The organism is Nocardia arizonensis, assembly GCF_001310275.1.
Taxonomy (GTDB): domain Bacteria; phylum Actinomycetota; class Actinomycetes; order Mycobacteriales; family Mycobacteriaceae; genus Nocardia; species Nocardia arizonensis.
Genome location: NZ_LGYZ01000047.1, coordinates 108717 through 134951 on the forward strand (window position 1 = coordinate 108717; position 26235 = coordinate 134951).

Sequence of the window (26235 nt, forward strand, 5' to 3'; positions counted from 1 at the left end):
TCCGGGCGATGGTGTGGCGGGCTACACTGCCGCAGTCGGACACGCACCATCGCCGCGTCCTGGCGGTGCTGCGCCTGAAAGGCTAACTCGCGTCGGCGTGCACGCGCGGGTCGGTGAGCAGATACTGCGCGGCCGTGTAGGTGGCGAGGATGGCACCTTCGGCGATGCGCCGGAATCGCTCGTCACGCACGAAAAGCCTACGGACGACTATCAATCCGTCCGAGACGGTGAACAGCAGCGCGCCCAGTCCGATGCGGCTGCGCGGGTCGGTGCCGGGTATGTTCAAGCCCGCGACGGCCTTCGAGGCGGGCGCGAGGGCGGGATCGGAGGCCAGCACCGCGGCGGTGCCGAGAGTCGCGCCGTAGACGGTCAGTTGGGTCGCCACCGCGGGCGACTTCGCCCGCAGCAGCGCCGCCGCGCCGAGCCAAGCCCCCAGTCGCGGAACGATATTCGCGACCGTGGGGCGCGCGCCCCGGCGCAGCCACAACGCCGTGTACCCGCCCTGCATGACCGCGAAGCAGTACGCGCCCGCGACCAAGCGGCGATCGTCGTCGGGATCGATGAGCAGCACATCGCCGAGCGTGGCCGCGCCCAGCGCGCCGACCAGCAGCGCGCGATCGGCGCCCGCGGGCATGTCGGAGGTCACCGCGTCGGCCGCGAGCAAGGGCATGAGCAGCGGTTTCGCGATCCACTGGAGCCGATGGCGGCCCGTAAGAGCGCCGAACACCGTGACCGCCGCCGCCGCGGCGTAGCCGAGCCGCAGCGGCCGCACGCGACGGCGATCAGACATCGAAACTCGGTTCCTTCGGAGCGGGCGGCAGCGTGACCACCTGACCCGCGTAGCTCAGACCCGCGCCGAAGCCGAGCAGCAGCGCGGTCTGGCCGCCCTTGGCCTTACCGGTCACCAGCATCTCCTCCATCGCCAGCGGAATCGACGCCGCAGAGGTGTTGCCGGTGTTCTCGATGTCGTTTGCCATCGGAATGTCCTCGGCCAGACCGAGATTCTTCTTCATCAACTCGTTGATGCGCGCATTGGCCTGATGCGGAACGAAGACCTCGATCTCATCCTTCGACACGCCCGAGACCTCGAGCGCGGAGGCCAGCGCACGCGGCAGAGTGACCGCGGCCCAACGGAATACCCGCGGCCCCTCCATCCGCAGTGACATCCGCCCGACCGCCTCGACCTCGGGATCGGTGCCCTGCAACGCCTGCGCCTTGTTCATGAATTCGAGGAAGTCCACGTCCTGGGCGATGGCCTCGGCGTTCTCGCCGTCGCTGCCCCACACCGTCGGGGAGACGCCGTTCTCCTCGCTGGGACCGACCACCACCGCGCCCGCGCCGTCGCCGAAGATCATGGCGGTGCCGCGATCGGTGGGATCGAGTCCGACGGTCATCGTCTCCGCGCCGATGACCAGCACGTATTCTGCCGAGCCCGCGCGGATCAGGTCGGCGGCGACGCCGAGTCCGTAGCCGAAGCCGCCACAGCCGGAGGTGAGGTCGAAGGCCGCGATGCCGTTCATGCCGAGATCGGCGGCGACCGTGGGCGCGCCGTGCGGGGTCAACTTGAGCCAACTCGAGGTGCACAGGATGAGCGCGCCGATGGCGGATCGGTCGATGCCAGTGTTGACCAGCGCGCGTTCCCCGGCCGCGGCCGAGATCGACCGCAGCGTCTCGTCACCGCTGATCCAGCGGCGATTGCGGATGCCGGTGCGCTCGAAGATCCACTCGGGTGTGGAATCCAGCCGCGCGCATACCTCGGCGTTGCTCACGACACGCCGGGGCCGATACGCGCCGATTCCGAGCATCGCAACATTCTGGCGACTCTTATTGACCGCAATGCTCACCACAGGCGAATCACACGTCCTCTACATACGAACAAACTAGAACTGTGTTCAGGCTAACGCAGAGGTTACGGCGTTCGATCCGCAGGAGGTACACTGCCGCACCTGGTCGATGCGGCCATCGCGCCCAGGTCAGCCCAGTGCGAGGTCCTTCAGCCCGAGAATCGACCGGTATTCCAGGCCCTCGGCCGCGATCACCTGGTCGGCGCCGGTCTCGCGATCCACGACCGTGGCAACCCCGACCACCGTGGCGCCCGCGTCGCGCAGCGCCCGCACGGCGGTGAGCGGGGAATTGCCTGTGGTGGTGGTGTCCTCGACGACCAGCACCCGCTTGCCCACGATGTCGGGGCCCTCGATCTGGCGCTGCATGCCGTGGGACTTGGCCGCCTTGCGCACCACGAAGGCGTTGATGGGGCGACCTGGGGCGTGCATGACGGCCAGCGCTACCGGGTCCGCGCCCATGGTCAGCCCGCCGACCGCCTCGAAGTCCCAATCCGCCACCAGCTCGCGCAGCAACCGCCCGATCAGGGGCGCGGCCAGGTGGTGCAGGGTGGCGCGCCGCAGATCGACGTAGTAATCGGCTTCCTTGCCCGAGGACAGGGTGACCCGGCCGTGCACGACCGCCAGTTCGCGCACCAGCGCCGCCAGCCGGTCACGGTCGGAGCCGACGCCGATCGCGGAATCGCGCGAAGTCGCCTCTTGGATCATGTCTAAGTCCTTCCGCGTGAGTTGAACAGGCCGCGATTGATACGGACCTGAAGGGGCCGCGGGACCAGACCGGCCATCGTCGTGATCACCTTGTACTGCACCCCGGGCACGCTGAGCACCCGGTCCCGTTCCAGATCGTGCAGCGAATCGGCGACTACCTGCTCGACGGACAGCCACATCTGCTTCGGCAGCGACGACATCTCGATGCCCGCCCGCTCGTGGAACGAGGTGTGGACGAATCCGGGGCACAACGCCTGGATGCGCACACCCGTTCCGACCAGACCGCCCGCCAAACCCTCCGTGAAGGATACGACGTATGCCTTGGAGGCCGAATACGTCGATCCCCGTCCCGGCACCAGGCCCGCCACACTGGCCACATTGACGATCGAGCCCTTGGCGGCGGCGATCATCGGCGGCAGCGCGGCACGGGTCAACTGGACGACGGCGGTCACGTTCACGTCCAGCTGCGCCTGCAACCGGTCCATTGGCAGCGTCCAGAACTCCCCGGACAGACCGAAACCCGCGTTGTTGACGAGGAATTCGACACCCGCGCCCGCCCGGTCGGCGACCCGCGCGCGATCCTCGGCGACGGCGAGATCGGCGGCGATCACCTCGGACCTGGTCGCGTACTTGCGGTCGAGTTCGGCCGCGAGCCCCGCCAGTCGCTCCTCGTCGCGCGCGACGAGCACCAGATCGTAGCCGAGCGTGGCCAGTCGCCGGGCATAGCCGAGACCGATGCCCGAGGTCGGCCCGGTGACGAGAGCGACGGGTCGGGTGGCGCCGGGAAGGCGTGCGGAGTCGGCGCTAGCTGTCATGGCGACACAATCCAATCGAGCGGGCCCGCGGACCCGCGGTCATTGTGGGACGGGGCCCTGATACGGGCGGAACCCGGGATGGAACGGTCCGCCCGCGGGCGGCAGATCGTCGCCGCCCCGCGTGACGGCCGGTTCGGCGGGACCGTCCTCGTCGGAGCGACGGTCGGCATCGGGCCGGTCGGCCGCGGCCTGCTCCTGGGTGTCCTCGTCGGCGGCCTGCGGCCTGCGGCCGTCCCGCGTGCGTGTCCGCGCGTCGGGTACCACGGCCAGCGACGGTCGACGTGTCGGCGGCGCCTCGACCGGTCCGTCGTACGGGCGACCCGACGGAGCGCGATCCTCGGATCCGCGCTCGGACTCGGTCTCGGACTCGCCCTCGTGATCGCGCTCCGAGCGGACGGCGCGCCCGCGGTCCATCCGCGGCGACGTCCCGGCCTCCGGCGCGCGCGAACGCACCGGCTCGCCTACCTCGTCCTCGGGACGGCGCTTGGGGTAAGGCCTGCCCGGGTCGTGTCCGCTGGACTCGAACCCGCGCGGTTCGGCGACCGGCGGCAGCACGTGCAGCAGACCCGACAGGCGCAGCACCGCGTCGATGGTGGTTTCCCAGTCCTTGGACGAGGTGCCCACCGCGAGCATGCCCACGGTCCAGTTGCCCTCGCTCCACAGCATCTGCACGGTATCGGGCAGCGATTCGATGAACGCGACCATCCGCTGGTCGACGGCGTGCCGGGCGATCTCGGGATTGGTCGCGAAGACCACCCGGTCACCGATCGCGCCAAGCAGCTCCAGATCGGCGTCCTTCGGCGGCGAGGCCGTCTTCAGGCGCATGTCGACATCGATATCGGAGCCGATCTGCCTGCGCACCGCGACCAGGGTGGCCGAGTCCTCCAGATCGAAGAGCACGAACTTCTCGCCCTTGCGGATACCGGAGACCACGTCCACCGCGGACAGGTAGCCGAGCTTGGCCAACGCGCCACGGCGCCAGGTGGCGGGCAGGGCGGGCTCCACCGACACGTAGGTGTAGCCCTGCGACTTCGCCCAGACCTGGCGCGCGTGACCGGTCCGCTGCCGCTGGACCCGATCGAAATACAGCAGCGCGATCGCACCGACCAGTGCGATCGCCGCCAACCCGAACCACATTGCCGTCATCGCGCTCTACCCTAATGGTCCCGAGGCCGCGGAGTCCGCCATTGCCCCCGTGGCGGGGCGGATGCGCGCGGCGGATCGCGCGCACGGGCGGGTCATCGCGGGCCTCCCGGCAGACCGGTGCTGATGATGACCTTGGCCTGGATGGTGCCGTCGCCGGATTTGTCGCCCTGCACCATCACCACGTCGCCGACCGGAAGATCGCTCGCCTTCGCACCCGAGAGCGAGATCACCTGGGTCTTGTCGGTGGTGCGCACGGTGACCGTCTCCCCCGACAGCGTGCTCAAGGTGAGGGTGCCGCCATTGTTGGCGCTGATGGTGCCCATCGTCGCCCCGAGACCGTCAAGACCGGGCACACCGGGCACACCGGGCAACGTGGGCGAGGCCGATTTCGACGGCGCCTGCGTACTCGGACGCTGCTGGCCCGTGGCCGGGAAGGAGCGCGTGGTGGTGGCGCCCGCGGCCGTCGAATCGGAGTCCTTGCCGCCGAGCAGCACCCCCGCGGCCACGCCGCCCACCGCGACCAAAGCGATCACGCCAAGCGCCAGCGCGATCCACAGACCGGTGTTGCGTTTGCGCGGCGGCTGATCACCCGGCGGCCGATCGTAGGGCGGCGGTGCGCCCGGCGGGATACCACCCGGCCGGCCCGGGGAACCCGACCACTGCTGTCCGTAACCGTCGTAGCCGCCGTTGCCGTATGCGCCGTCGTATGCGCCCGCGCCCCATTCGTTCTCGTAGGTGGGCAGCTGCTGGGTCGGGTTGACCGGGGGCGGGGTCCACGGGGCGAACTGTTCGGTCGCGGGGGGATGCGCGGAAGCGCCGCCCTTCCCGTAGGCGACCGTGGGATCGTCGGCGACGCCCTGACCGTATCCGGGGTGACCGTGGCCGAGGTGCTGGGTGGGGCCGTCTTGTCCGGGCTGTCCCTGTGGACCGAGGTATTGGGTCGGCGCGTCGTCCGGCCGCTGCGCCCAGGGATCCTTCGGGGTGCTCATGGTGTCCACTGTATTGGCCGTCGGTTCGTGGTGGTGGGTTCGTGGCGCACGAACCGGACGCGGCAGCCGGACTCGCGTGCTCCGCACACGACGGCGCGCCGTGCGGTGGGCACGGCGCGCCGTCGCTCATTCGGGTGTCCGGGGGCCTACTTCCCCACGGTCAGGCTGTCCCCGTCCGCGCTGACACTGACTTTCACCACGTCTCCGTCGGTGATTTCGCCCGCGAGCAGCGCTTTGGCGAGGGTGTCTCCGATGGCTTGCTGGACCAGCCTGCGCAGGGGGCGGGCGCCGTAGACGGGGTCGTAGCCGCGTATGGCCAGCCAGAACCTCGCCGAGTCGGTGACGTCGAGGGTCAGTCGGCGTTGGGACAGGCGCTTGTTGAGTTGGTTGAGTTGGATGTCGACGATGGATTCCAGTTGTTCCTCGTCGAGGTGGTGGAACATGACCACGTCGTCGAGTCGGTTGAGGAATTCGGGTTTGAAGGCCGAGCGCACGGCGTTCATGACGAATTCCCGGTCACCGCCCGCACCCAGATTCGAGGTCAGGATGAGGATGGTGTTGCGGAAGTCGACGGTGCGGCCCTGTCCGTCGGTGAGTCGGCCTTCGTCGAGGACCGCGAGCAGGATGTCGAAGACATCGGGGTGGGCCTTCTCGATCTCGTCGAAGAGCACGACGGTGTACGGGCGGCGGCGCACGGCCTCGGTGAGCTGGCCGCCCTGGTCGTATCCGACATATCCGGGCGGCGCGCCGACCAGTCGTGCGACGGCGTGCTTCTCGCTGTACTCGCTCATGTCGATGCGGACCATGGCGCGTTCGTCGTCGAAGAGGAACTCCGCCAACGCTTTCGCCAGTTCGGTCTTACCGACGCCGGTCGGGCCGACGAACATGAACGAGCCGGTGGGCCGGTTGGGGTCGGCGACCCCGGCGCGTGCGCGGCGGACCGCGTCGGAGACGGCCTGCACGGCCTCGCTCTGTCCGACCACGCGTGTGCCGAGTTCCTCCTCCATGCGCAGCAGCTTCTGGGTCTCGCCCTCCATCAGCCTGCCCACGGGGATACCGGTCCAGGCCGACACCACCTCGGCGATGTCGTCGGGTCCGACCTCCTCCTTGAGCATGACCGCGCCGTCGCCCGCGGTCTTCGACGCCTGTTCGGCGGCGGCGAGTTGCTTCTCCAGCGACGGGATTCGGCCGTAGCGCAGTTCGGCGGCCTTGCCGAGATCACCGTCGCGCTCGGCGCGTTCGGATTCCCCGCGCAAGCCCTCGAGTTCCTCCTTGAGCACGCGGACCTGGTCGATGGCGGATTTCTCGTTCTGCCAGCGGGTCATGAGCTGGCCGAGCGTCTCGCGGTCGTCGGCCAGTTCCTGGCGCAACTTCTCCAATCGCTGCTTGGACGCCTCGTCGGTCTCCTTGCTCAACGCGACCTCCTCGATCTCGAGGCGGCGCACCGCGCGTTCGACCTCGTCGATCTCCACCGGACGCGAGTCGATCTCCATGCGCAGCCGCGAGGCCGACTCGTCGACCAGGTCGATCGCCTTGTCGGGCAGGAACCGTGAGGTGATGTAGCGATCCGACAGCGTGGCCGCGGCGACCAGGGCCGAGTCGGTGATACGCACGCCGTGGTGCACCTCGTAGCGCTCCTTGATACCGCGCAGGATCCCGACGGTGTCGGCCACCGACGGCTCACCGACCAGCACCTGCTGGAACCGACGCTCGAGCGCGGCGTCCTTCTCGATGAACTTGCGGTACTCCTCGAGCGTGGTCGCGCCGACCAGCCGCAGCTCACCGCGCGCCAGCATGGGTTTGATCATGTTCCCGGCGTCCATCGCCGATTCACCGGTCGCGCCCGCGCCGACGATGGTGTGCAGTTCGTCGATGAAGGTGATGATCTGCCCGGCGCTGTTCTTGATGTCCTCGAGCACGGCCTTGAGCCGCTCCTCGAACTCACCGCGATACTTCGCGCCCGCGACCATCGCACCCAGATCCAGGGAGATCACCGACTTGCCGCGCAGCGACTCCGGCACATCCCCGGCCACGATGCGCTGGGCCAGGCCCTCCACGATCGCGGTCTTGCCGACACCGGGTTCACCGATGAGCACCGGATTGTTCTTGGTGCGGCGACTCAACACCTGCACCACCCGGCGGATCTCGGTGTCACGCCCGATCACCGGGTCGAGTTTCCCGTCACGGGCGGCGGCGGTCAGATCGGTGGAGTACTTCTCCAACGCCTGATAGCTGCCCTCAGGGTCGGGGCTGGTGACCCGCGCGCTGCCGCGTACGGTCGTGAACGCCTCGCGCAAGGCCTCCGGCGTCGCGCCGTACTTGCGCAACAGCATGGTCATATCCGAATCACCATCGGCCAAGCCGACGATGACGTGTTCGGTGGAGACGTACTCGTCTCCCAACTCCGTGGCCAACCGCTGGGCGCTGGTGATCGCCGCCAATGCTTCCCGCCCCAACTGCGGTGTCGTGGTGGCGCCGGTCGCGCGCGGCAACCGATCCACGACATCCTGGGCCTCGCGCCGCACCACCGCCGGATCGGTCCCGACAGCCTTCAACAACGGAGCGGCGATGCCGTCGGTCTGATCCAGCAACGCCACCAGCAAGTGGGCCGGGCGGATCTCAGGATTGCCCGCGGCCGAAGCCGCCTGTAGAGCGGCGGTCAACGCCGCCTGGGTCTTGGTGGTGGGATTGAACGCGTCCACGTGCACCTTCCTCTTAGTCGATCTCCGCGGTTCACCGGGAGCGCGGCCGGGCGCTGTCCGCGCCCGGCCCGTGTCCGGTGCCGCTTTCACACCGTCCAACGCCGGAAAGGTTGAGTCTGTTCCGCTCAAGTTTAGAATTTTTCGATCGGTCGGACGCCACGTCACGTGGACGTGTCCCGGCGCCACGAACGCTACGCCGCGCCCGGGTGGAATGCGACGAATCACTCGCCGTGGACAACCGCGTCGCGCGCGGACACGGCCCTAGGATGGACACGCCGCCGACCCAGGTGTCCGGCACAGCTCGTCAGCTCTATGAAGGTCGTCAGCCCGAACGAGGTAGCAGCCCGAACGAGGAGCGAAGCGATGCGCGCGATCGTGGTACGACAGTTCGCAGGCCCGATCGAGATGGCCGATATGCCGGTACCCGAACCCGGTCCGGGCGGTGTCCAGGTGCGGATGGAGGCGGCCGGGGTCAACCCCTTCGACCTGCGCGTCGCCACCGGCTACCTGGAAGGCGCGCTGCCGCATGACTTCCCGCTCATCCTCGGCGTCGACGGCGCGGGCACCGTCTCGGCCATCGGGCCCGAGGTCACCCACTTCGCCGTCGGCGACCGGGTGGTGGGCAAATTCCTGGTCCCGCCGGTCGGACACGGCAGCTTCGCCGAATATTCGGTGCTGCCAGAAACCGCCGCGCTCGTCCACATCCCCGACGGGGTCACCACGGCGGCCGCCGCCGCGCTGCCGACCGCGGGCCTCACCGCGCAGGACATGGTGGACGCGGCGAAAATCCAACCCGGACAGAAGGTTCTGATCGTCGGCGCCACCGGCGGGGTGGGTTCGTTCCTCGTCCAGCTCGCCAATATCGCGGGCGCGCACGTCATCGCCACCGCGCGCGCCGCCGACGCCGACCAGATGGCGCGGCTCGGTGCGGCCGAGACCGTCGACTACAGTCGCGCGCCGGTCGGCGATTCGGTGCGCTTCACCCACCCCGACGGGATAGACGTGCTGTTCGACCTGGTCAGCCCGCCCGCGGTGCTCGCGGGACTGGTCGAACTGCTGCGCCCGGACGGCACCGTGTACTCGACCATCGGCTCGGCCGACGAGCAGACCCTGCGCCGCCGCGGCATCGCGGGCGGCAATATCGAATCCCGCGGCGGCGCACCGGAACTGGCCCGCCTACTGAACCGGGTGGCCGAAGGTGACGTCGTGGTGCCGATCGAGACGACCCTGCCGCTGGAATCGGCGGCCTCGGTGATCGGCGCCTCCGGCGCACGCGGCAAGACGGTGCTCGCCATCTGACGCGCGACGAAGCCGATCGAGGGCGAGCCGTTCGATCAGATCCGCCGCTACGCCGAGCGGGGTGGCGCCATCGGTGGGCGCGGCCATCGGCGACGACCCCCGCGTGCGCATCCGTCCTGGTTGGGCTCATAATCCCATCGGGTGCGATGCGGCGACCCGGCGACGACGTGGCCGATCCATTTGCCCACGAATTACCGTCGGATCGTCCCACCCGCCCCATACCCACACGACCACGGGATTTTCAGGGATAATCGACGTCGGACCGCCGGTTACGGATACGTCCCTGAGTTGCACGAGGGAAAGGAAGCTCCACGTCGTGGATGCGCGTTCGGCAGCGCTGGTCCGCGCCAACTTCCGTTCGGTGACCGATTCACCGAACGGTTCCGAGCGGTTGATCAGCGCGTTCTACGGTCACCTGTTCGCGGAGAACCCCCAGCTGCGCGAGCTGTTCCCGCCTGCGATGGATATGCAGGCGAAACGTCTGGTGACGGCCATACAGTTCGTCATAGACAATCTCGAGGATTGGGAGCGAGCACAGAAATTCCTCGAACAACTGGCGCGTGATCATCGCAAATACGGGGTGACGGCGACGCACTACGACGCGGCGGGACGCGCGCTGTTGGCCGCATTTCGCACATACAACGGTCCCGACTGGAATCGCGCGCTCGACGAAGGCTGGCGCGATATCACGATCCTGATCTCGGCCTCGATGGCGATCGGCGCCAACAGCGACAAATCCCAGCCGTACTGGGAGGCGACCGTGGTCGGGCACCGCCGGGTGCTCGAGGATCTGGCGATCGTGCGATTGCAGTCCGACAGCCCCATTCCCTATCAGGCGGGCCAGTACGTGCCGGTGGCGGTGCCGCAGCGGCCGAGGATGTGGCGTTATTTCTCGCCCGCGATCCCCGCCAATCCATACGGTGAGATCGAATTCCACGTGCGTAAGATCCGCGGCGGCTGGGTGAGCCCGGCGATCGTGAACGAGACCCATGTGGGCGACCGGTGGCAGGTCGCGGGACCGCTGGGTGGACTGCACGTCGACCGTGAGAGCGGCCGGGATGTGCTCATGATCGGCGCGGGCACCGGTATCGCGCCGCTGCGCGCGCAATTGATCGAGATGGGTCAGCGCGGCATCAATCCGCGCGTGCATTTCTTCATCGGCGGACGCTACCCCTGTGATCTGTACGACGTGGAGAACATGTGGCAGCTCTCGCAGAGCAACCCGTGGCTCACCGTGGTCCCGGTCTGCGAGGAGAAGACCAACCCGTGGTGGTACCCGCATCCGCCAGCGGACGCGCCGTACGGCATGCACCGTCGCCTGATCGGTAACCTCGGCGCGGTGGTGGCCAGTTTCGGCGCGTGGGCGGATCGCCAGATCCAGATCGCCGGTTCGGCGCGCATGATCGAGGACACCCGCCGTGCCCTCATCGCGGTCGGCACCCCGGAGCACATCATCATGTCCGATCCGGTGTGACCGGCGCGACGCGGCGAACCGAGGCGCGGGAGGACTCCCGCGAGATACAGGAGATTCGATGACGGACCCGAGCATGCTCGGAAACGGCGCGGCGCCCTTCGACGAGCCGCCGGAGTGGACGGCGACGGTCGTCGGTCACCATCGGCTGCGCCACGATATCGCGGTGGTCCGTCTGATCGGCGAATTCGTGCCCTTCGCGGCCGGGCAGTCGGTGGAGGTCAAGGTGCCCCAGCAGCCGGGGGTCCGGCGCAGGTTGTCCCCGGCGCTGCCGCCCTCGCTGGACGGCAAACTGGAATTCCACGTGCGGGCGGTGCCCGGCGGCTGGCTCAGCGGTCAACTGGTGGCCGATACCAGGACCGGGGACGAGTGGCGGATCTCGGCGCCCGCGGGCGCCTTCCATGTCACGCCCAACGGTGAAGAAGTGGTGATGATCGCGGGCGGCACCGGTCTGGCCCCGCTGCGTTCGCTGATCCTCGAACTCGCGCGGCGCGAACAGCCGCCGCGCACCTACCTGTTCGTCGGCGGACGCTACCCACGCGACCTGTACGCCGCGGACATGCTGACCCTGCTAGCCGACGAATTGCCTTGGCTCACCGTCGTTCCCGTGGTCGAGAAGCTCCATGATCCTGGGTGGGCCGACGAATGGTACGAACATTCGCGGGTGGACATCGGCTTCGCCCCCGACGATCTGCTCGAGGGCACGCTCGCCGATGTCGTCGGCTCGCACGGCGCGTTCACCGCACACCAGGTGCTGGTCTGCGGGTCGCGGGCCATGACGCGCGCGACGGTGGACCGACTGATCGAGACGGGCACGCCCGCCGAACGCATCCAGGTCGAGGGACTCTGATCGTCGTTCAGGCGAAGGCCGGGATCCATTCGTGTACTCGCGGATAGTCGTCACCCGCCTGGATCCCGGCCTTCGTCCGAACGAGGAGCACATCCGCACCCGCCGCGGCCCGCACGGACGCCGTCCGGGCCGCCTGGCGTTCCCGCCGTCGCGATCAGAACAGCGGATCGTGACGTATGTACTCGGTCTGCATACCCGCCGCCATGAGCCGGAATTTCGTGGTCTGCACCATCGACGGCGACCCGACGATCTGCACGTCGCGATCCGACCACGGCCCGAGGCCGGCCACCACCTTGCCGATCTGACCGGTCAGCCGCGGTCGCAGACCCGGCAGTTCCGCTTCCGGCGCGCCGGAACCCGCGTACCACCAGGGGTTCGCGTCGCTCTCCGACACCGGGGTGACGGTCAGCCACGGATTGGCCGCGGCCAAGCGGCTCAGGGTTTCCAGGTCGTACAGGTCGCAGGGGTGGTGGCCGCCGACGAACAGGTGGACCTCGGGGTTGGTTCGCCTTTGGGCCATCGCCATGAGCTGGGCGCGCAGCGGCGCGACACCGGTGCCGCGGCAGATCATGAGCATCTTGCGCTCGATGTTGCGCGGCACGCCGAGTCCGCCCAGCGGTGAGCCGAGCAGCCACTGTTCGCCGATCTTCGTCTGGCCGACGATGGCCGGGCTGACCCAGCCGCCGAAGACACCGCGAATGTGGAATTCGATCTCGCCGTCGGCATTGGCGGGCACGGCGGGCGAAAGATAGCGCCACATGCGCGGTCTGGACGGCACCTGCACGCTGACATACTGACCCGCCGCGTAGTTCATGGGCTGATCCAGTCGCAGCCGTACGACGATGAGATTGCGCAGCACGACCCGCCGTTCGACTACGGTGCCGGTCCAGACCGCCGGTGTGGTCTCTTCTTCGGCGGCCTCGATCATGGTCTCGGCGATGACGGCGAGACCTTCGTCCCAGGCGGTGTCGATCTCCTCGGTCCACATCTCGGTATCGGTGAAGCGGCGCATGGCGGTTTTGAGCGAGGTCGCCACGGCGACGTAATGCTCCGGCTTCACACCGTATTTGCGGTGATCTCGCCCCAACTGCGCGAGGAACGGCAGTAGCCTGTCCGGCTCTTCGAGCCGGTCGAGGGTATAGGAGATGGCCTTCACCAGTCGGTCCCGCTGCGAATCCATCGCCGCGGGAAAGAAATCCCGGGCGTGCGGGTAGTCCGAGAACAAGGTGGCGTAAAACGAACTGGCCAGTTTCTCCGGACCCCCCTCCTCCGCAGCAACCGCCTTGAACGTGGTTCTGATCAAAGCGACAGTCCGCGAATCCATTTGTGTCACAACCCCATTTCGCGTTCGAAACACAGAACGTGCCGTCGAGTGAGGTGCCGCGGGACACTCGTCAGCAGCCGATGCCATGGAGTGTAGGCGAGGTTTGCCGGCCGCGGAGCCGTCCGATAAAAGATCACGCATGTAATTCCTCGAAACGAGGACCGGCAAGGAGAAACGCCAGAGAAACCGACCGAAAGATGGCTGTACACCGGGGGATACGGTCCCGCCTCGACCGTTTGCGCGCGACTCGCTGCGCACGGCTCATCTCAAAATGCCATCCCGAGCGACCTTTTGGCTATTCCAGGGCAGCCGTCGTGAACGCGCCGTCCGCATCGCGCTCGAATATCAGACCCCTGACGTCGATTGCTCCTGAAACGGCCCGCGAGCAAAACCGCGAGCGGCAACGCAGGCCGCTCGGCTTACCCGCCGCAAATCGCTCCGGCAAGAAAAAGCGGAAACCATCCGCACGCCGACTCGAATACATCTGGCGGAATTCGCCAACCGGTGGTCGCGCCTCGGCGTACGAAAACGACAGCCCGGTACGGAAACAACAGCGGGCCCCGGTCGGTTTCACCCTCGAGTGAAACCGACCGGGGCCCGACTATCGGCGATTCAGCGCTGATGACGCGGCTTCCACACCACCAGCGCGGTACTGCGCTGCGGCGGGAAATCCGGTCGATACCCGGCCGCACGCAGACGTTCCAGCTCGGCCGACAATTCGGCCACCGTCTGCTGCAACTCCTCGACCTGATTGGTCAGTTCGATGATGCGCTTGATACCCGCCAGATTGACGCCCTCGTCCTGGGACAGCCGCTGCACCTCGCGCAGCAGCTCGACATCCCTGGCCGAATACCGTCGCCCCCCGCCCGAAGTGCGTTGCGGCGTCACCAGTCCGAGTCGGTCATAGGTGCGCAGGGTCTGCGCGTGCATGCCCGCCAACTGGGCCGCCACCGAGATCATGAAGAACTCGGCACGCCCGGCTCCACCGGAGCCCTTCTTCGGATCAGCGGACATCACGCACCTGCCCATCCCGCCCGGGGATCGAATCCGCCGGCCTTCTCCGCCTCCGCGTAGCGCTCGAGCGCCCGGGTGGCTTCGTCGTCCAGTTTCTGCGGCACCGCGACCTTGACGGTGACCAGTAGGTCACCGGCCCCGCCGCCGCGCTTGGGCACACCGCGACCGCGCACCCGCAACGTCCGGCCGTCGGCGGTGCCCGGCGGCACCTTCACACCGACCCGGCCCGCCAGGGTGGGCACGGAAACCGTTGTCCCCAGGACCAATTCACTGTAGCTGACCGGCAGCACCAAGGTCAGGTCGTCGCCGTTGCGGCCGAAGACCTTGTCCTGGCTGACGTGCACGGTCACGTACAGATCACCCGAGGGCGCACCCCGCAGACCCGCCTCGCCCTGTCCGGCGAGCCGGATGCGCTGACCATCGCTGACACCGGGCGGAATCCGCACCGTGATGGTGCGGGTCCGGTTCTGGATACCGGTGCCGCGGCAGTCGACGCACGGATCGTCGATGATCGATCCGGTGCCCCGGCAGTCGTCACAGGGTTCGCTGAATCCGAAAGCGCCCTGATTGCGGCTGATCACGCCCGAACCGTTGCAGTTCGGGCACACCCGCGGACTCGTCCCCGGCTTGGCGCCGCTGCCGTGACAGGTGGTGCACGGCGAGGGACTGGTCATCCGCAGCGGAACGGTGACGCCCTGGGCGGCCTCGCGGAAACCGAGGGTCGTCTCGGTCTCCACGTCGGCGCCCCGGCGCGGCCGGGTCGCCGTGCGCCCGCCGCCCCGGTTGAACAGCCCGCCGAGCAGATCGCCCAGTCCGCCGTCGCCCGCGCCCGCGGCGCCGCCGAAGATGTCGCCGATATCGAATCCCTGCGAGAAACCGCCGCCCGCACCGGGACTGAAGCCACCACGCGGATAGCCACCCCCGGCGAACAGCTTGCGGGTTTCGTCGTACTCCTTGCGCTTGGCCGGATCCGACAGCACGGCGTGCGCCTCGCTGACGGTCTTGAAGCGCTCCTCGGCCTTGGCGTCACCCGGATTGGCGTCGGGATGCAAGTCGCGGGCGAGCTTGCGGTACGCCTTCTTGATCTCGTCCTGGGTGGCGCTGGAGGAGACACCCAGCTCCTTGTAGAAGTCCTTCTCGATCCACTCCCGTTGACTCACCGGGTCTCTCCTCCTCTCGCGGTCTCGGTTGCGCGACGCCCACGGGCCCCTCCGGGAGCCTGAGTGCCGAGCGCCCCCGGGCCCGTCCTGCGCGCCGCGGTCTTATTGGTTGTTCGCGCCGGCATCAACATCCGATGCCTCTTCGTTCTCGGTCTCCGACACTCGCGCCAGGTCGGACACTCCGTCGGTTACCCCGACCAGCGCGTGCCGAAGCACCCGCTCGCCGAACCGATAGCCTTTGCGCATGACGAGGCCGATCACCTGGTCGTGTCCCGAACCCTCGTGCTGGACGGCCTCGTGCAGTGTCGGGTCGAAGGGTTCGCCCTCGGCGCCGAACTCCTCGAGACCCTGCTTGCGCAGCGCGTCGGAGAGCTTGTCCGCCACCGACTTCAGCGGCCCGGAATCCAGGTCGCCGTGCGCGCGCGCTCGATCCAGATCATCGAGAACGCCGAGCAGTTCGGTGATCACCGCGGCCTTGGCCGTGTCGACCGCGGCCTTGCGATCGCGGTCGACGCGCCGCCGGTAGTTGGCGTACTCGGCGGTGAGGCGTTGCAGGTCGGCGGTGAGTTCGGCGAGCTCACCGCCGACCACGTCGGCGGTGTCCTCGGGCTCGACCGCGACGGAGCCATCCTCCGCCGCGCCCGGCTCCCTGATCTCCCCGGTCTCAGGATCGATCTTGCGATTGTCGACGACGGTGATCGGCTCCTGCTCGGAGTTGCCCGACTTGTTCTGCGGCGTCACTTCTTCTCCGTGTCGACCGGCTCGTCCACGACCTCGGCATCCACGACCTGGTCCTCATCCGCGCCCGCGGACGCGCCGTCGCCGGATGCGGCCTGATCGGCGGACGACGCCTCGTAGATCGCCTGGCCGAGGGCCTGCGACTCGGTGGCCAGCTTCTCCACCGCGGACTTCACCGCGGCGATATCGGTGCCCTTGAGCGCCTCGTTCGCCTCGGCGATAGCCGCCTCGACCTTGGACTTCACGTCCGCGGGCACCTTGTCCTCGTTGTCCTTGATGAACTTCTCGGTCTGGTGCACCAGCGACTCGGCCTGATTGCGGGTCTCGGCCTCCTCGCGGCGGGCCTTGTCCTCGGCGGCGTGCGCCTCGGCGTCCTTGATCATCCGATCGATCTCCTCCTTGGACAGGCCGGAGCCGTCCTGGATCTTGATCGTGTTCTCCTTGCCGGTGCCCTTGTCCTTGGCGGTCACGTGCACGATGCCGTTGGCGTCGATGTCGAAGGTGACCTCGATCTGCGGCACGCCGCGCGGGGCGGGCGGGATGCCGGTCAGTTCGAAGGAGCCGAGCAGCTTGTTGTGCGAGGCGATCTCGCGCTCACCCTGGAACACCTGGATCTGCACCGACGGCTGGTTGTCGTCGGCGGTGGTGAAGGTCTCCGAGCGCTTGGTCGGGATGGTGGTGTTGCGCTCGATGAGCTTGGTCATCACACCGCCCTTGGTCTCGATGCCCAGCGACAGCGGGGTCACGTCGAGCAGCAGGACGTCCTTGACCTCGCCCTTGAGCACACCGGCCTGCAGAGCCGCGCCGACGGCGACGACCTCGTCCGGGTTCACGCCCTTGTTGGGCTCCTTGCCGCCGGTGAGTTCGCGGACCAGATCCGAGACGGCGGGCATACGGGTCGAGCCGCCGACGAGGACCACGTGGTCGATGTCGGAGACGTTGATGCCCGCGTCCTTGATGACGGACTGGAACGGCGCGCGGGTGCGGTCGAGCAGATCGGAGGTGATCTTCTGGAATTCGGCGCGGGTCAACTGCTCGTCGAGGAACAGCGGGTTCTTGTCCGCGTCAACGGTGATGTAGGGCAGGTTGATCGAAGTGCTCTGCGAGGAGCTCAGCTCGATCTTGGCCTTCTCGGCGGCCTCGCGCAGGCGCTGCATGGCCATCTTGTCCTTGGTCAGATCGATGCCCGAGCTGCCCTTGAACTTGTCGACCAGCCAGGACACGACGCGCTCGTCCCAGTCGTCGCCGCCGAGGTGGTTGTCACCGGAGGTCGCGCGGACCTCGACGACGCCCTCGCCGATCTCGAGCAGCGAGACGTCGAAGGTTCCGCCACCGAGGTCGAAGACCAGGATGGTCTGCTCCTTGTCGCCCTTGTCCAAGCCGTACGCGAGCGCGGCGGCGGTGGGCTCGTTGACGATGCGCAGCACGTTCAGACCGGCGATCTGGCCGGCTTCCTTGGTGGCCTGACGCTGGGCGTCCTCGAAGTAGGCCGGGACGGTGATGACCGCGTCGGTGATCTCCTCACCGAGGTATGCCTCGGCGTCACGCTTGAGCTTCATGAGCGTGCGCGCGCTGATCTCCTGCGAGGTGTACTTCTTGCCGTCGATCTCGACGGTCCAGTCGGTGCCGATGTGGCGCTTCACCGAGCGGATGGTGCGGTCGACGTTGGTGACCGCCTGGTTCTTGGCAGGCTGGCCGACGAGAACCTCACCGTTCTTGGCGAACGCGACGATCGACGGGGTGGTGCGCGAGCCTTCGGAGTTCGCGACGACGACCGGCTCGCCGCCTTCCAGAACGGCGACGACCGAGTTCGTGGTCCCGAGGTCGATTCCGACCGCACGAGCCATGGTGATCCTCCTAGTTGACGAAACTTCTTGTGTCGGTGCCGGGCGGGTGGCCGCCCTCAACGGTCAGACCCCGCCCCTAGCACCTCACGGAGCACGGTCCCAGCAACGCTGAGCGTGGTCGGCTCAATCCTGCCCCCGATTCCGTCCGGGGTCAACTGGAACTTGAGCCTATCGCACTCAACCTTGACGAACAGCTCAACGGACGACCGGCGAGATTAATTCCCGGATCCGCGACGATGTCGCCCGCGCCCGCCATTGTCGTCAGGGCGCGGATGATGTGACCGCCGCGCGCCCGGAATGTACGCCAGTTGTGACCAACCGGACCGCGCGGTTCGACGTCAGGAACAGGGCGGCGCGGCGCTCTCGCCCGCGAGTCCGGGGTGAATGCCACGCCGCAAGCCGTTGGCGACCGCGAGTCGCTGCAACAGGCCGAGCAGGGTGGCGCGTTCGGCATCGTCGAAAGTCGCGAGGAGTTCGCCGTCGAGCCCCTCGGCCACGCCCTGGGCGCGCGCTAGGACGTCGTGGGCCGCGGGCAGCAGGTAGACCGCGTGCGCGCGGCGGTCGCTCGGATGGCGGCGGCGCTCCACCAGTCCGCGCTTCTCCAACTCGTCCACAAGTCCGACCATCACATTGCGATGGATGCCGAGCGTTTCGCACAACTGCTGCTGCGACCGGCCGTCATGTTCGCGCAGCACACGCAACATGCCGAAATGCCGCGGGCTGATGCCGACCGGGGCGAGCAGTTCGGCGAAGCGCGAAGAGGAGTGGTAGCCGATCTGCCCGAGCAAGAAGGCCGTGAGATCGGACATCTGCGGATAGGGCTGATCGGCATCGGTCACTCCTCGATGATAGTCCATTACGCACTCATCTGGATTGACATCTTGATTGATAATCACATGAGGTGCATAGTTTGGATGTCGCCACGCCCCACCGAATCGAAAAGAGATCGCCGTGGAATCCGACCGACTCACCGAATCACCGCCCGATCGACGCCGCTGGATAGCCTTCGCGGTCGTCCTGGCCGCGGGCTTCATGGATCTGCTCGACGTCACCATCGTCAACGTCGCCGCTCCCAGCATCCAGAACGACCTGGGCGCGGAGTACTCGCAGCTGGAATGGATCGTCGCCGCCTACGTCCTCGCCTTCGCCGCCGTCCTGATCACCGGCGGCAGGCTCGGCGACATCTACGGGCGCAAGCGCGTCTTCCTCGTCGGCATGGCGGGCTTCACCCTCGCCTCGGCCGCCTGCGGACTCAGCGCCGACCCGGCCGTGCTCATCACCGGACGCTTCGTCCAGGGCGCGATGGCCGGACTCATGGTGCCGCAGATCCTCGCCATCATCCGCACCACCTTCCCGAAAGCCGAACGCGCCAAGGCGATCGCCGTCTACAGCGGGGTCGGCGGATCGGCCTCCGCGGTCGGCCTGTCACTGGGCGGACTGCTCGTGCAATGGGATCTGTTCGACCTGTCGTGGCGGCCGATATTCCTGGTCAACATTCCGATCGGCGTCATCGCGCTCGTCGCGGCCGCCGTCGTGATGCGCGACTCCCGCTCGCCCGCCGCACCCCGCCTCGACCCGATCGGCATGGTGATGGCCATCGGCGCGGTCCTGCTGCTGGTGTACCCGCTGACCGAAGGCCGCCGATCGGATTGGCCCGCATGGACATTCGTCATGATGGCGGCCTCAGCGCTGACCCTCGCCGTCTTCGTCGTCTACGAGCGGCGCCGGGCTCGCACCGTGGGTTCGCCGCTCATCGATCTCGACCTGTTCCGCTCGCGACCCTTCGCCATCGGCTTGGGCAGCTGGCTGCTGTTCTGGATAGGCCTCGGCGGATTCTTCCTCATCTGGACCCTGTTCATGCAGGCCGGACTGGGCTGGACGCCCATGCGCGCCGGACTCACCGCCGTCTTCTTCGCCGTGGGCGCGGGCATCGGCGCGGGCGTCTCGGTGAGCGTGCTCGCACCGCGATTCGGCCGCGGCGTGCTCATCCTCGGCGGACTGGTCAATGCCGCGGGCTTCGGCTACTACGGTTGGCTCGCAGCACATTACGGCGCCGAGACCACCTCGTGGCAGATGATCGGCCCGCTGCTGCTCACCGGCGTCGGCTTCGGCACGGTGGTGGCGCCGACCATCGACCTGCTCCTCGGTCAGGTGCCCGCGCGGGAGGCGGGCGCGGCCTCCGGTCTGCTCAACACCGGACAGCAGCTCGGGACCGCACTCGGCGTCGCACTGGTCGGCGTCGTCTTCTTCGCCCAACTCGACCACGATTCGGCGCGCGGCGTCGACGCGGTCTCCCCGCAGGTGCGCGCCGAACTCACCACCGCCGGGGTGCCCGCGACGGCGCAGGACCAGATACTCGCGAACTTCCGCTCGTGCGTGCGCGAACGGTCGGCGCAGCTCGACCCGACGGTCCTGCCCGAGAGCTGTCGCGCGAACGGACCCGAGAACGCGGCGGTCGCGCGGGTGCTGAGTACGGCGGGGACGCAGGCCAACGCGGTGAATTTCGCCCACACCTTCCGCTATACCCTCGGCTGGGGCATCGGCCTGCTCCTGCTGGTCGCACTGGGATTCCTGGCGCTGCCCCGCGATGCCAAACTCGAACACCACGATATCGGCGTCGATGAATTCGCACCCGAACCGCTGCGGGTGTGATGGAAATACCCACCGCTCGGCTTCGGTCATCGGGTCGGCGTGGCCGCCACCACGCGTCGCGATGACCGATGACGCGGGCCGGAACCGCTCCGACCCGCCGCGTCAATGCGGGCCGAGGCGCTCGGCGAGATCATCGTCGCCGCCGACCCGCACCAAGGCGGCGGCGAGCGCGGCGCAGCGATGCGGCGGCGCCAACTTCGCCAGATCCCCCGGGCTGTCCGGCAGGCCGAGCAATTCGGCTCCGCGGCGGGCTCGGTCGTCGAAGTAGGGCGCGGACCACGGCCACACATCCTGGACCTCGCGCAGGAAGATATCGCTTCCGGTCGGGCCGATGCCCTTGAACTCGCGCAGCAGCCGAGCCGCCCGACCGGCGTCGTGTTCGGATCGTTCACCGAGTTCACGCAGGTCACCGTCGTAGCGGTCCAATACGGCGGTGGCCATCTCGCCCAGCCGGGTCGCGGTGCTCTCGTCGTAGCGGCGGTAGTGACCCCGACCGAGGGCATCCACCAACTCCTGCCATTCGGCATCGGCGACCCGCTGCGGTGTCCGGTAGCCACTGTCCACCAGCTCCTTGGTGGCGGCCACCGCCAGCGACGCGGAGATCGGCGCACTCAGCAGTTCGGTCAGCATCAACAGCTGGAACAGCGGCGCGGGTTTGTTCGCCAATCGGATACCGGCCTCCTCGGCGTAGGTCGTACCGGCCTGGTCCAGCAGTTCTTCGACGACCTCTCGTGTACTCATCACGGCCTCCCGGGTTCGGATGCGGCTCGGCTACCCGCGATCGCGCGATTCACGCAGGTCGCGCGGATTCACTCCGCGCCGAGGGTGCCCTCCGCGCTACGCGCGGCGATGAGGCAGGCCGAACGGGTGAACTGGTCGGCCAGCGGGTGGCGGGCCCGATCGCGCCACTTGCGGACCGCCGCGACCGCCTGTGCGCGGCGGTCGGCGGGTGCGGCATCCGGGGGCAGCCCAAGGCGCAGGTGCGTCGCTATGCCCGAACCGCCTATGAGACGGTGCAATTCGGCCAGATCGGCGGCGGGCAATGGCAGTTCGTCGGTGCGCAGGCGACCGAGCAGACGCAGTTCGGCGAAACCGTGCACATCGGCCAGCAGGGTGCGCACCCGCGGCAGCAGGCGGTCCGCGGCGGTGCCCGGATAGGCGGACAGCACCCTGGCCAGCGCCGACAGGGCCGAATGCGCCTTGAGTTGATCGGCGCGCTGAGCGAATTGCACGTCGAGCACCGACCGCAGTTCGTCGACGCCGCTGCGCTCGGTCAGCGCGGCGGCCAAGGCCGCGGAATCACCGACGCCGAGCCGAATCAGGGTGACCGCCATGCGAATTCCGAAGATTCCGAAACGGTCGGCCAATCGGGCGCGCAGCTCCGGCGGCACCGGCAGGGCGATATCGGCGCGGGCGAAGCGGTCCGCCGACAGCAGTGCGGCGGACAGCTCCTCCGACGGCGCGCCCGCCAACGCCTCGAAGGCGGCGAACTCCTGTTGGCGCAGCGTCGCCGCGGCGAAGGCGAGCAGACCCGCCACCGGAATCACCGCCTGACACAGACCGGTCCGCTCCAACTCCCCGGCGAACCGCATCGCCATATCGCGCGCCGAATGCAGTGCGTCGATCCGGCCCGCGCCGATCTCGTCCGCGCGCGACACCACCCCGATCACCCCGAGCGGACCGCCCGCCTCCGCCGACGCGCCAATGCGCTCGAGGAAGCGGATATCGGAGGTGTCGAGTCGGCGCAGCAGGTAGACCACCGCGTCCGCGCCCGGCAGTGCCGGATTCTCCCGCGGGTCGTCCGGGGTGAGCAGGCGAGCGGTACGCGCCGACACCTCCCGCGACAGCGACGACGTGCCCGGCGTGTCGATGATCGTGGTGTTGGCCAGCGCGGCGGCGGGCCAGCCGACCTCGAGGTGATCCACCGCGCGCGGACCTGGCGCGTTCCAGGTCAAACCCGTCAGGTCGAAGGTCAGGCCGGTATTGGCCCCGCGGCGGACCACCACGTTCGCGGTCGCGCCGTCGGGGGCGTACGCGGTGACGTTCGGGGTCGAACCGTGCCGATACCACGTCACCACGCGGGTGCACTCGGTGGCGTCGGTCGGTGCGATGTCCTGACCGACCAGCGCGTTCAGCAACGTCGACTTGCCCGCCTTGAGCGAACCCGCCAACGCCACCCGCAACGGCTGCCCCAGACGGCCCGCGCAATCGGCCAGCAGCGCCCGCGCCCGCGGCTCCCGCGCGAATTCCTGGCGCGCGAGCCCGATCAGCCCGTGCGCCTGCGCGACGATGCCCGGCGCGGTTCCGATTCCGCTAGTCACGCAGTTACCGTACCGGCGTCCCCCTCCCGCGCCGCGCCGAGTCGCATGGCATCGGCGCAGCGTCGCAGCTCCGCCACCACCCGCAATTGCCGTTCCAGCACCAGAGCGCGTTCGGATCGGCGGGCGTTCTCCATGGTCGCCGCCTCCTGGGCGGCGCGCAGTGAGTCGTCGATGGACCGCAGACTGCGTTCGGCCACGCCCGCGTAATGATCGCGCAGCGCCCGGTGGATGCGGTGCAGCCGGTCCTTGGACTCCTTGCCCGCCTGGAAGGCGATATCGTCGACGAAGCGGCGCACCGCGGTCTTGGCCTCATTGCGCCTGCGCGCCAACCTCGCCTGTTTGTCGTCGCGAAAAGCCTTGCCGCCCACGATGACACCGGCCCCGATCGAGATCGGATTCAGCATCGCCAGTCCCGCGAACGTACTCGCGAGACCGACCATGAGCAGGCCGCCGTAGGAACCGCGCATACCGACGAGCAGTTTGCTCGCGAAGCCGATATCGGGTTCCAGCTCGGCCAATGTGCCCGAACCGCGATGTGATCCGTCATCGAGACCGCTTCGCAGATCCGGCAGTTCGGCCGCGCCGACATCGGTGAAATGTCCGGCGACCCGCTCGGCGAGTGCCACCGCGCGCCGCTGTGTCCACAGGAGATTGTCGGCGAGGGCGGTATCGACGGTGCCGGAGAGCCATTCGGCGATATGTTCCCAGCCACGTCCCGGATCGTTGTCGTCGATCCACTCCTCAGCCGTCCTGGCGATACCGCGCAGCCGATCCCGCAGGTCGTGCTCGACATCGCCCGCGAGGTCGGTGATCCCGTCCGCGAGGGTCTGCTGCCACGCGGCGGTGCGGCGCTGCAACTGCTCCGCCGAGGTCCGCGCAGCCCGCAATTCGCGGATCGCCGCCGCGCCCTGACTCGGATCACGCAACGCGACCAGTTCACTGCCCAGCGCCAACGCCAGATGCTCCGCCGCGGACTGGATGTCGCGCGCCACCGCACGGGTGGTGGCGACCTGGTCGCGGGCCACCACCTGCTCGCGCAGGAATTGATAGAGCACGCCGAATCCCGATTCCCGGCCCAGCTGCGCGTCCCGGGTGCGCAGGGCGTGTGTGCGCAGCGACGCCGAAACCGGGATCACCGGTAGTTCGAGTCCGGCGGCGGCCAGGTGCGCGAGGTCGGCCTGGTGCACCCGCCGCCAATGCGGATACAGGTCGATCTTGGTGAGAAGTACCGCGACCACCGGGCACAGTTCGCGCACCTGCCGCAGGAAGGTCAACTCCGGCTCGGTCAGTTCGGTGGAAGCGTCGCTGATCATCAACACCGCGTCCGCCGACTGCGCCGTGCCGAGCACCGCCGACTGCGGGGTGCCGTGCCCGCCGACACCCGGGGTGTCCACGAGCACGATCCCATCCGCGAGCAACGGATTCGGCAATTGGAGTTCCCAGCGCAGAATCCGGCGACCCTCGGTCTGCTCCGAGCGCGCCGCGACCGACCCGATATCGCCGATCGGCACCTCGACCCGAATCTCCGCCGCCCCCTGCTGCGGACCCGCGAGCACGAATTCGGCGCACGCCCGCTGCCCCGCCGACAATTGCATCGGCACGACCGTGGTCGTGTCGTCGCCCACCGGGCAGATATCCACGTCGAGCAGGGCATTCACGAAGCGGCTCTTACCCTGGCCCAATTGGCCGGCGACCACGATGCGGCGGCGCGGATCGCGCACCCGGGCCGCCGCCGCCTCCAATCGGACGACCAGATCGTCGCGGCGCGCGGCCCGCGCCGCGACGATGGTCTCATCGAGCACCGACAGCATCGGCGCCCCTCGCACGGTGGTGGATGTTCCCATCGCGGTCCCTTTCAGTGCAGGAACGCGTCGCCCGGCAGATCGTGGACCGCACCGGCATCGGCGCCTGCGTCGGACTCGGCGAACACCCCGCCGCTCGCCGACGATTCAAGCCCCGACCCGAATGCGCTCGAAACATCCAGCGCAGACCAGGTATTCGCCGTCGAGGTCAACCCGCCCGACACCGAGTACCCGAAGTCACCGCCCGCGTGCGCACCCGAATCGAACCCGCCGTGTGCCGAAGCACCCGGACCAGCGCCCGAATCGAGGCCACCCGCCGGGCCGTAGGCCGAACCATCGGTGACGCCCGAGTCCACACCGCCGGAAAGCCCACCACCCGAGGACAATCCCGTCTCGAGACCCGAAGTTACCTGCCCGGCCGCATCCCCACCCGAGGACAAACCGCCCCCCAACCCGGACGCCACATGCCCGACACCGCCCGTCGCCAAACCACCGACAACCCCCGAATCCACACCACCGGAAAACCCGCCACCCGAAGACAAACCCGTCTCGAGACCCGTACCCACCTGCCCTGCTCCCCCTGCGAACCCGCTGAATTCGGAGGCGAATCCGCCTTCCGATACGGAAGTCACCTGCCCCGAGGACATGCCGCCCTCGATCCCCGTTACGACCTGCCCGATGTCACCATTCCAAGCCGATCCACCGTCGAACCCATTTTCAATCCCACCCGACAATCCCGTCTCCAGCCCCGAAGCGACCTGTCCCGCCATCCCCGCCGCCGTACCGATACCCGTCGAAACCCCGCTCACCCCTGCGGAACCCACGCCGATCCCGCCCTGCCCGCCGTCCTCGAACCCGGCGTCGACCCCGGCCGCCAAACCCGAGACAGCCTGTCCCGCACCCCACAATCCCGAACTCGCCCCCGTGCCGGAATCCGTTGCCGCACCGAGTGCGCCACCGGCACTTGCCCCCAGCCCCGCCGCGGCGTCCACCGCGCCACCGAGACCCGCGCCGAGGTGAGTCCCGGCGTCCGCCACGCCGGCGAGCGCACCTTCGACGCCCACACCCGCGGCGGCGGCACCCCCGAGCCCATCCCCAAGACCCAGCCCAACCGAAAGTCCGGAATCCACATCCCCACCGACCCCCGCACCGACACCAAGCGCACCATCCACAGCCGTCCCCAACCCGGCACCCACACCACCACCCGCGCCGACACCGCTGTTCAGCGCGCCGCCCAGCCCCGCACCGATCGCCGGTTCCACCGCACCATCCACACTCGTCCCCAGCCCCGCGTCCACAGCCCCCGTGAGACCAGCGCCGACACCGGTAGCGGTATCGACTGCGCCGTTCAGCACACCTGCGAGTCCCTCGCCCACACCGGAGCCGACACCCAGCGCGCCATCGAGACCTACACCAGCATCTGCCACGGCACCGAGAGCGGCGTCGGCTGTACCGACAACGCCGCCGCCGAGGCCCGCCCCCACATCCGTTGCCGCACCGAGTGCACCACCGGCACTTGCCCCCAGCCCCGCCGCGGCGTCCACCGCGCCACCGAG

22 protein-coding genes are annotated in these 26235 nt (G+C 68.6%); 5 read left to right on the forward strand and 17 right to left on the reverse strand.

Features of this window, described 5'->3' with window-relative positions:
• Nucleotides 1-82: 82 nt before the first annotated feature.
• The 7 genes from APZ21_RS07060 to clpB all read right to left on the reverse strand — a co-directional run bounded on the left by APZ21_RS07060 (nucleotide 83) and on the right by clpB (nucleotide 8201).
• The gene (locus APZ21_RS07060; protein ID WP_054812407.1) at nucleotides 83-790 is read right to left on the reverse strand and encodes a lysoplasmalogenase family protein; all 708 of its coding nucleotides are present in this window, start codon (nucleotides 788-790) and stop codon (nucleotides 83-85) included.
• A complete protein-coding gene (locus APZ21_RS07065) occupies nucleotides 783-1847 on the reverse strand; it encodes a beta-ketoacyl-ACP synthase 3 (protein WP_054812408.1) in 1065 nt (354 codons plus the stop codon). Before APZ21_RS07065 ends, APZ21_RS07060 begins: the two co-directional genes overlap by 8 nt.
• 126 nt (nucleotides 1848-1973) lie before the next feature.
• Nucleotides 1974-2549: an orotate phosphoribosyltransferase gene (pyrE, locus tag APZ21_RS07070; RefSeq protein WP_054812409.1), complete on the reverse strand. Its 576-nt coding sequence runs from the start codon at nucleotides 2547-2549 to the stop codon at nucleotides 1974-1976.
• Nucleotides 2550-2551: 2 nt separating this feature from the next.
• Nucleotides 2552-3364 (reverse strand): SDR family NAD(P)-dependent oxidoreductase, encoded by an 813-nt coding sequence (locus tag APZ21_RS07075; protein ID WP_054812410.1) that lies wholly within the window; start codon nucleotides 3362-3364, stop codon nucleotides 2552-2554.
• Nucleotides 3365-3403: 39 nt separating this feature from the next.
• Nucleotides 3404-4510, reverse strand: a complete 1107-nt coding sequence (locus tag APZ21_RS36155) for a type III secretion system chaperone family protein (RefSeq protein WP_082392897.1) — start codon at nucleotides 4508-4510, stop codon at nucleotides 3404-3406.
• A gap of 92 nt (nucleotides 4511-4602) precedes the next feature.
• Nucleotides 4603-5499, reverse strand: a complete 897-nt coding sequence (locus tag APZ21_RS07085) for a DUF5666 domain-containing protein (RefSeq protein ID WP_054812439.1) — start codon at nucleotides 5497-5499, stop codon at nucleotides 4603-4605.
• A 146-nt stretch (nucleotides 5500-5645) separates the two neighbouring features.
• Nucleotides 5646-8201, reverse strand: coding sequence for an ATP-dependent chaperone ClpB (clpB, locus tag APZ21_RS07090; protein ID WP_054812412.1), 2556 nt, complete (start codon nucleotides 8199-8201; stop codon nucleotides 5646-5648).
• 363 nt (nucleotides 8202-8564) lie between these two features.
• Here clpB and APZ21_RS07095 point away from each other — a divergent pair, with 363 nt between their 5' ends.
• The 3 genes from APZ21_RS07095 to APZ21_RS07105 all read left to right on the forward strand — a co-directional run bounded on the left by APZ21_RS07095 (nucleotide 8565) and on the right by APZ21_RS07105 (nucleotide 11821).
• Nucleotides 8565-9500: an NADP-dependent oxidoreductase gene (locus tag APZ21_RS07095; protein ID WP_054812413.1), complete on the forward strand. Its 936-nt coding sequence runs from the start codon at nucleotides 8565-8567 to the stop codon at nucleotides 9498-9500.
• A gap of 316 nt (nucleotides 9501-9816) precedes the next feature.
• Nucleotides 9817-10974: a globin domain-containing protein gene (locus tag APZ21_RS07100; protein ID WP_054812414.1), complete on the forward strand. Its 1158-nt coding sequence runs from the start codon at nucleotides 9817-9819 to the stop codon at nucleotides 10972-10974.
• A 58-nt stretch (nucleotides 10975-11032) separates the two neighbouring features.
• Nucleotides 11033-11821, forward strand: coding sequence for an FAD-binding oxidoreductase (locus tag APZ21_RS07105; protein WP_082392898.1), 789 nt, complete (start codon nucleotides 11033-11035; stop codon nucleotides 11819-11821).
• A 154-nt stretch (nucleotides 11822-11975) separates the two neighbouring features.
• Here APZ21_RS07105 and APZ21_RS07110 read toward each other — a convergent pair whose 3' ends face one another.
• The 6 genes from APZ21_RS07110 to APZ21_RS07135 all read right to left on the reverse strand — a co-directional run bounded on the left by APZ21_RS07110 (nucleotide 11976) and on the right by APZ21_RS07135 (nucleotide 18743).
• Nucleotides 11976-13145 carry a globin domain-containing protein gene (locus APZ21_RS07110; protein WP_054812416.1) on the reverse strand — a complete coding sequence of 390 codons (1170 nt, stop codon included), beginning with the start codon at nucleotides 13143-13145 and terminating at the stop codon, nucleotides 11976-11978.
• Between the two features lie 612 nt (nucleotides 13146-13757).
• Nucleotides 13758-14159, reverse strand: coding sequence for a heat shock protein transcriptional repressor HspR (locus APZ21_RS07115; protein WP_054812417.1), 402 nt, complete (start codon nucleotides 14157-14159; stop codon nucleotides 13758-13760).
• The gene (gene dnaJ, locus APZ21_RS07120; RefSeq protein WP_054812418.1) at nucleotides 14159-15319 is read right to left on the reverse strand and encodes a molecular chaperone DnaJ; all 1161 of its coding nucleotides are present in this window, start codon (nucleotides 15317-15319) and stop codon (nucleotides 14159-14161) included. Before dnaJ ends, APZ21_RS07115 begins: the two co-directional genes overlap by 1 nt.
• Before the next feature lie 102 nt (nucleotides 15320-15421).
• Nucleotides 15422-16060 carry a nucleotide exchange factor GrpE gene (gene grpE, locus APZ21_RS07125; RefSeq protein WP_054812419.1) on the reverse strand — a complete coding sequence of 213 codons (639 nt, stop codon included), beginning with the start codon at nucleotides 16058-16060 and terminating at the stop codon, nucleotides 15422-15424.
• Nucleotides 16057-17904: a molecular chaperone DnaK gene (dnaK, locus tag APZ21_RS07130; RefSeq protein ID WP_054812420.1), complete on the reverse strand. Its 1848-nt coding sequence runs from the start codon at nucleotides 17902-17904 to the stop codon at nucleotides 16057-16059. Before dnaK ends, grpE begins: the two co-directional genes overlap by 4 nt.
• Nucleotides 17905-18242: 338 nt before the next feature.
• Complete coding sequence (locus tag APZ21_RS07135; RefSeq protein ID WP_082392899.1) at nucleotides 18243-18743, reverse strand: MarR family winged helix-turn-helix transcriptional regulator; 501 nt, start codon at nucleotides 18741-18743, stop codon at nucleotides 18243-18245.
• A 112-nt stretch (nucleotides 18744-18855) separates the two neighbouring features.
• Here APZ21_RS07135 and APZ21_RS07140 point away from each other — a divergent pair, with 112 nt between their 5' ends.
• Nucleotides 18856-20556, forward strand: a complete 1701-nt coding sequence (locus APZ21_RS07140) for an MFS transporter (protein WP_239476528.1) — start codon at nucleotides 18856-18858, stop codon at nucleotides 20554-20556.
• 102 nt (nucleotides 20557-20658) lie between these two features.
• Here the strand turns inward: APZ21_RS07140 and APZ21_RS07145 are convergent, their stop codons facing one another.
• From APZ21_RS07145 to APZ21_RS33790, 4 genes are all read right to left on the reverse strand, one after another.
• Nucleotides 20659-21297, reverse strand: a complete 639-nt coding sequence (locus APZ21_RS07145; protein ID WP_054812422.1) for an HhH-GDP family DNA glycosylase — start codon at nucleotides 21295-21297, stop codon at nucleotides 20659-20661.
• A gap of 68 nt (nucleotides 21298-21365) precedes the next feature.
• A complete protein-coding gene (locus APZ21_RS07150; protein WP_082392900.1) occupies nucleotides 21366-22877 on the reverse strand; it encodes a dynamin family protein in 1512 nt (503 codons plus the stop codon).
• Complete coding sequence (locus tag APZ21_RS07155; RefSeq protein WP_054812423.1) at nucleotides 22874-24721, reverse strand: dynamin family protein; 1848 nt, start codon at nucleotides 24719-24721, stop codon at nucleotides 22874-22876. Before APZ21_RS07155 ends, APZ21_RS07150 begins: the two co-directional genes overlap by 4 nt.
• Nucleotides 24722-24732: 11 nt before the next feature.
• Nucleotides 24733-25716, reverse strand: coding sequence for a hypothetical protein (locus APZ21_RS33790; RefSeq protein WP_156370799.1), 984 nt, complete (start codon nucleotides 25714-25716; stop codon nucleotides 24733-24735).
• Here APZ21_RS33790 and APZ21_RS07165 point away from each other — a divergent pair.
• Nucleotides 25696-26235, forward strand: a 540-nt coding sequence (locus APZ21_RS07165; protein WP_156370801.1) for a hypothetical protein, incomplete at its 3' end; no start/stop codon positions are given. The two genes, APZ21_RS33790 and APZ21_RS07165, sit on opposite strands and share 21 nt — an antisense overlap.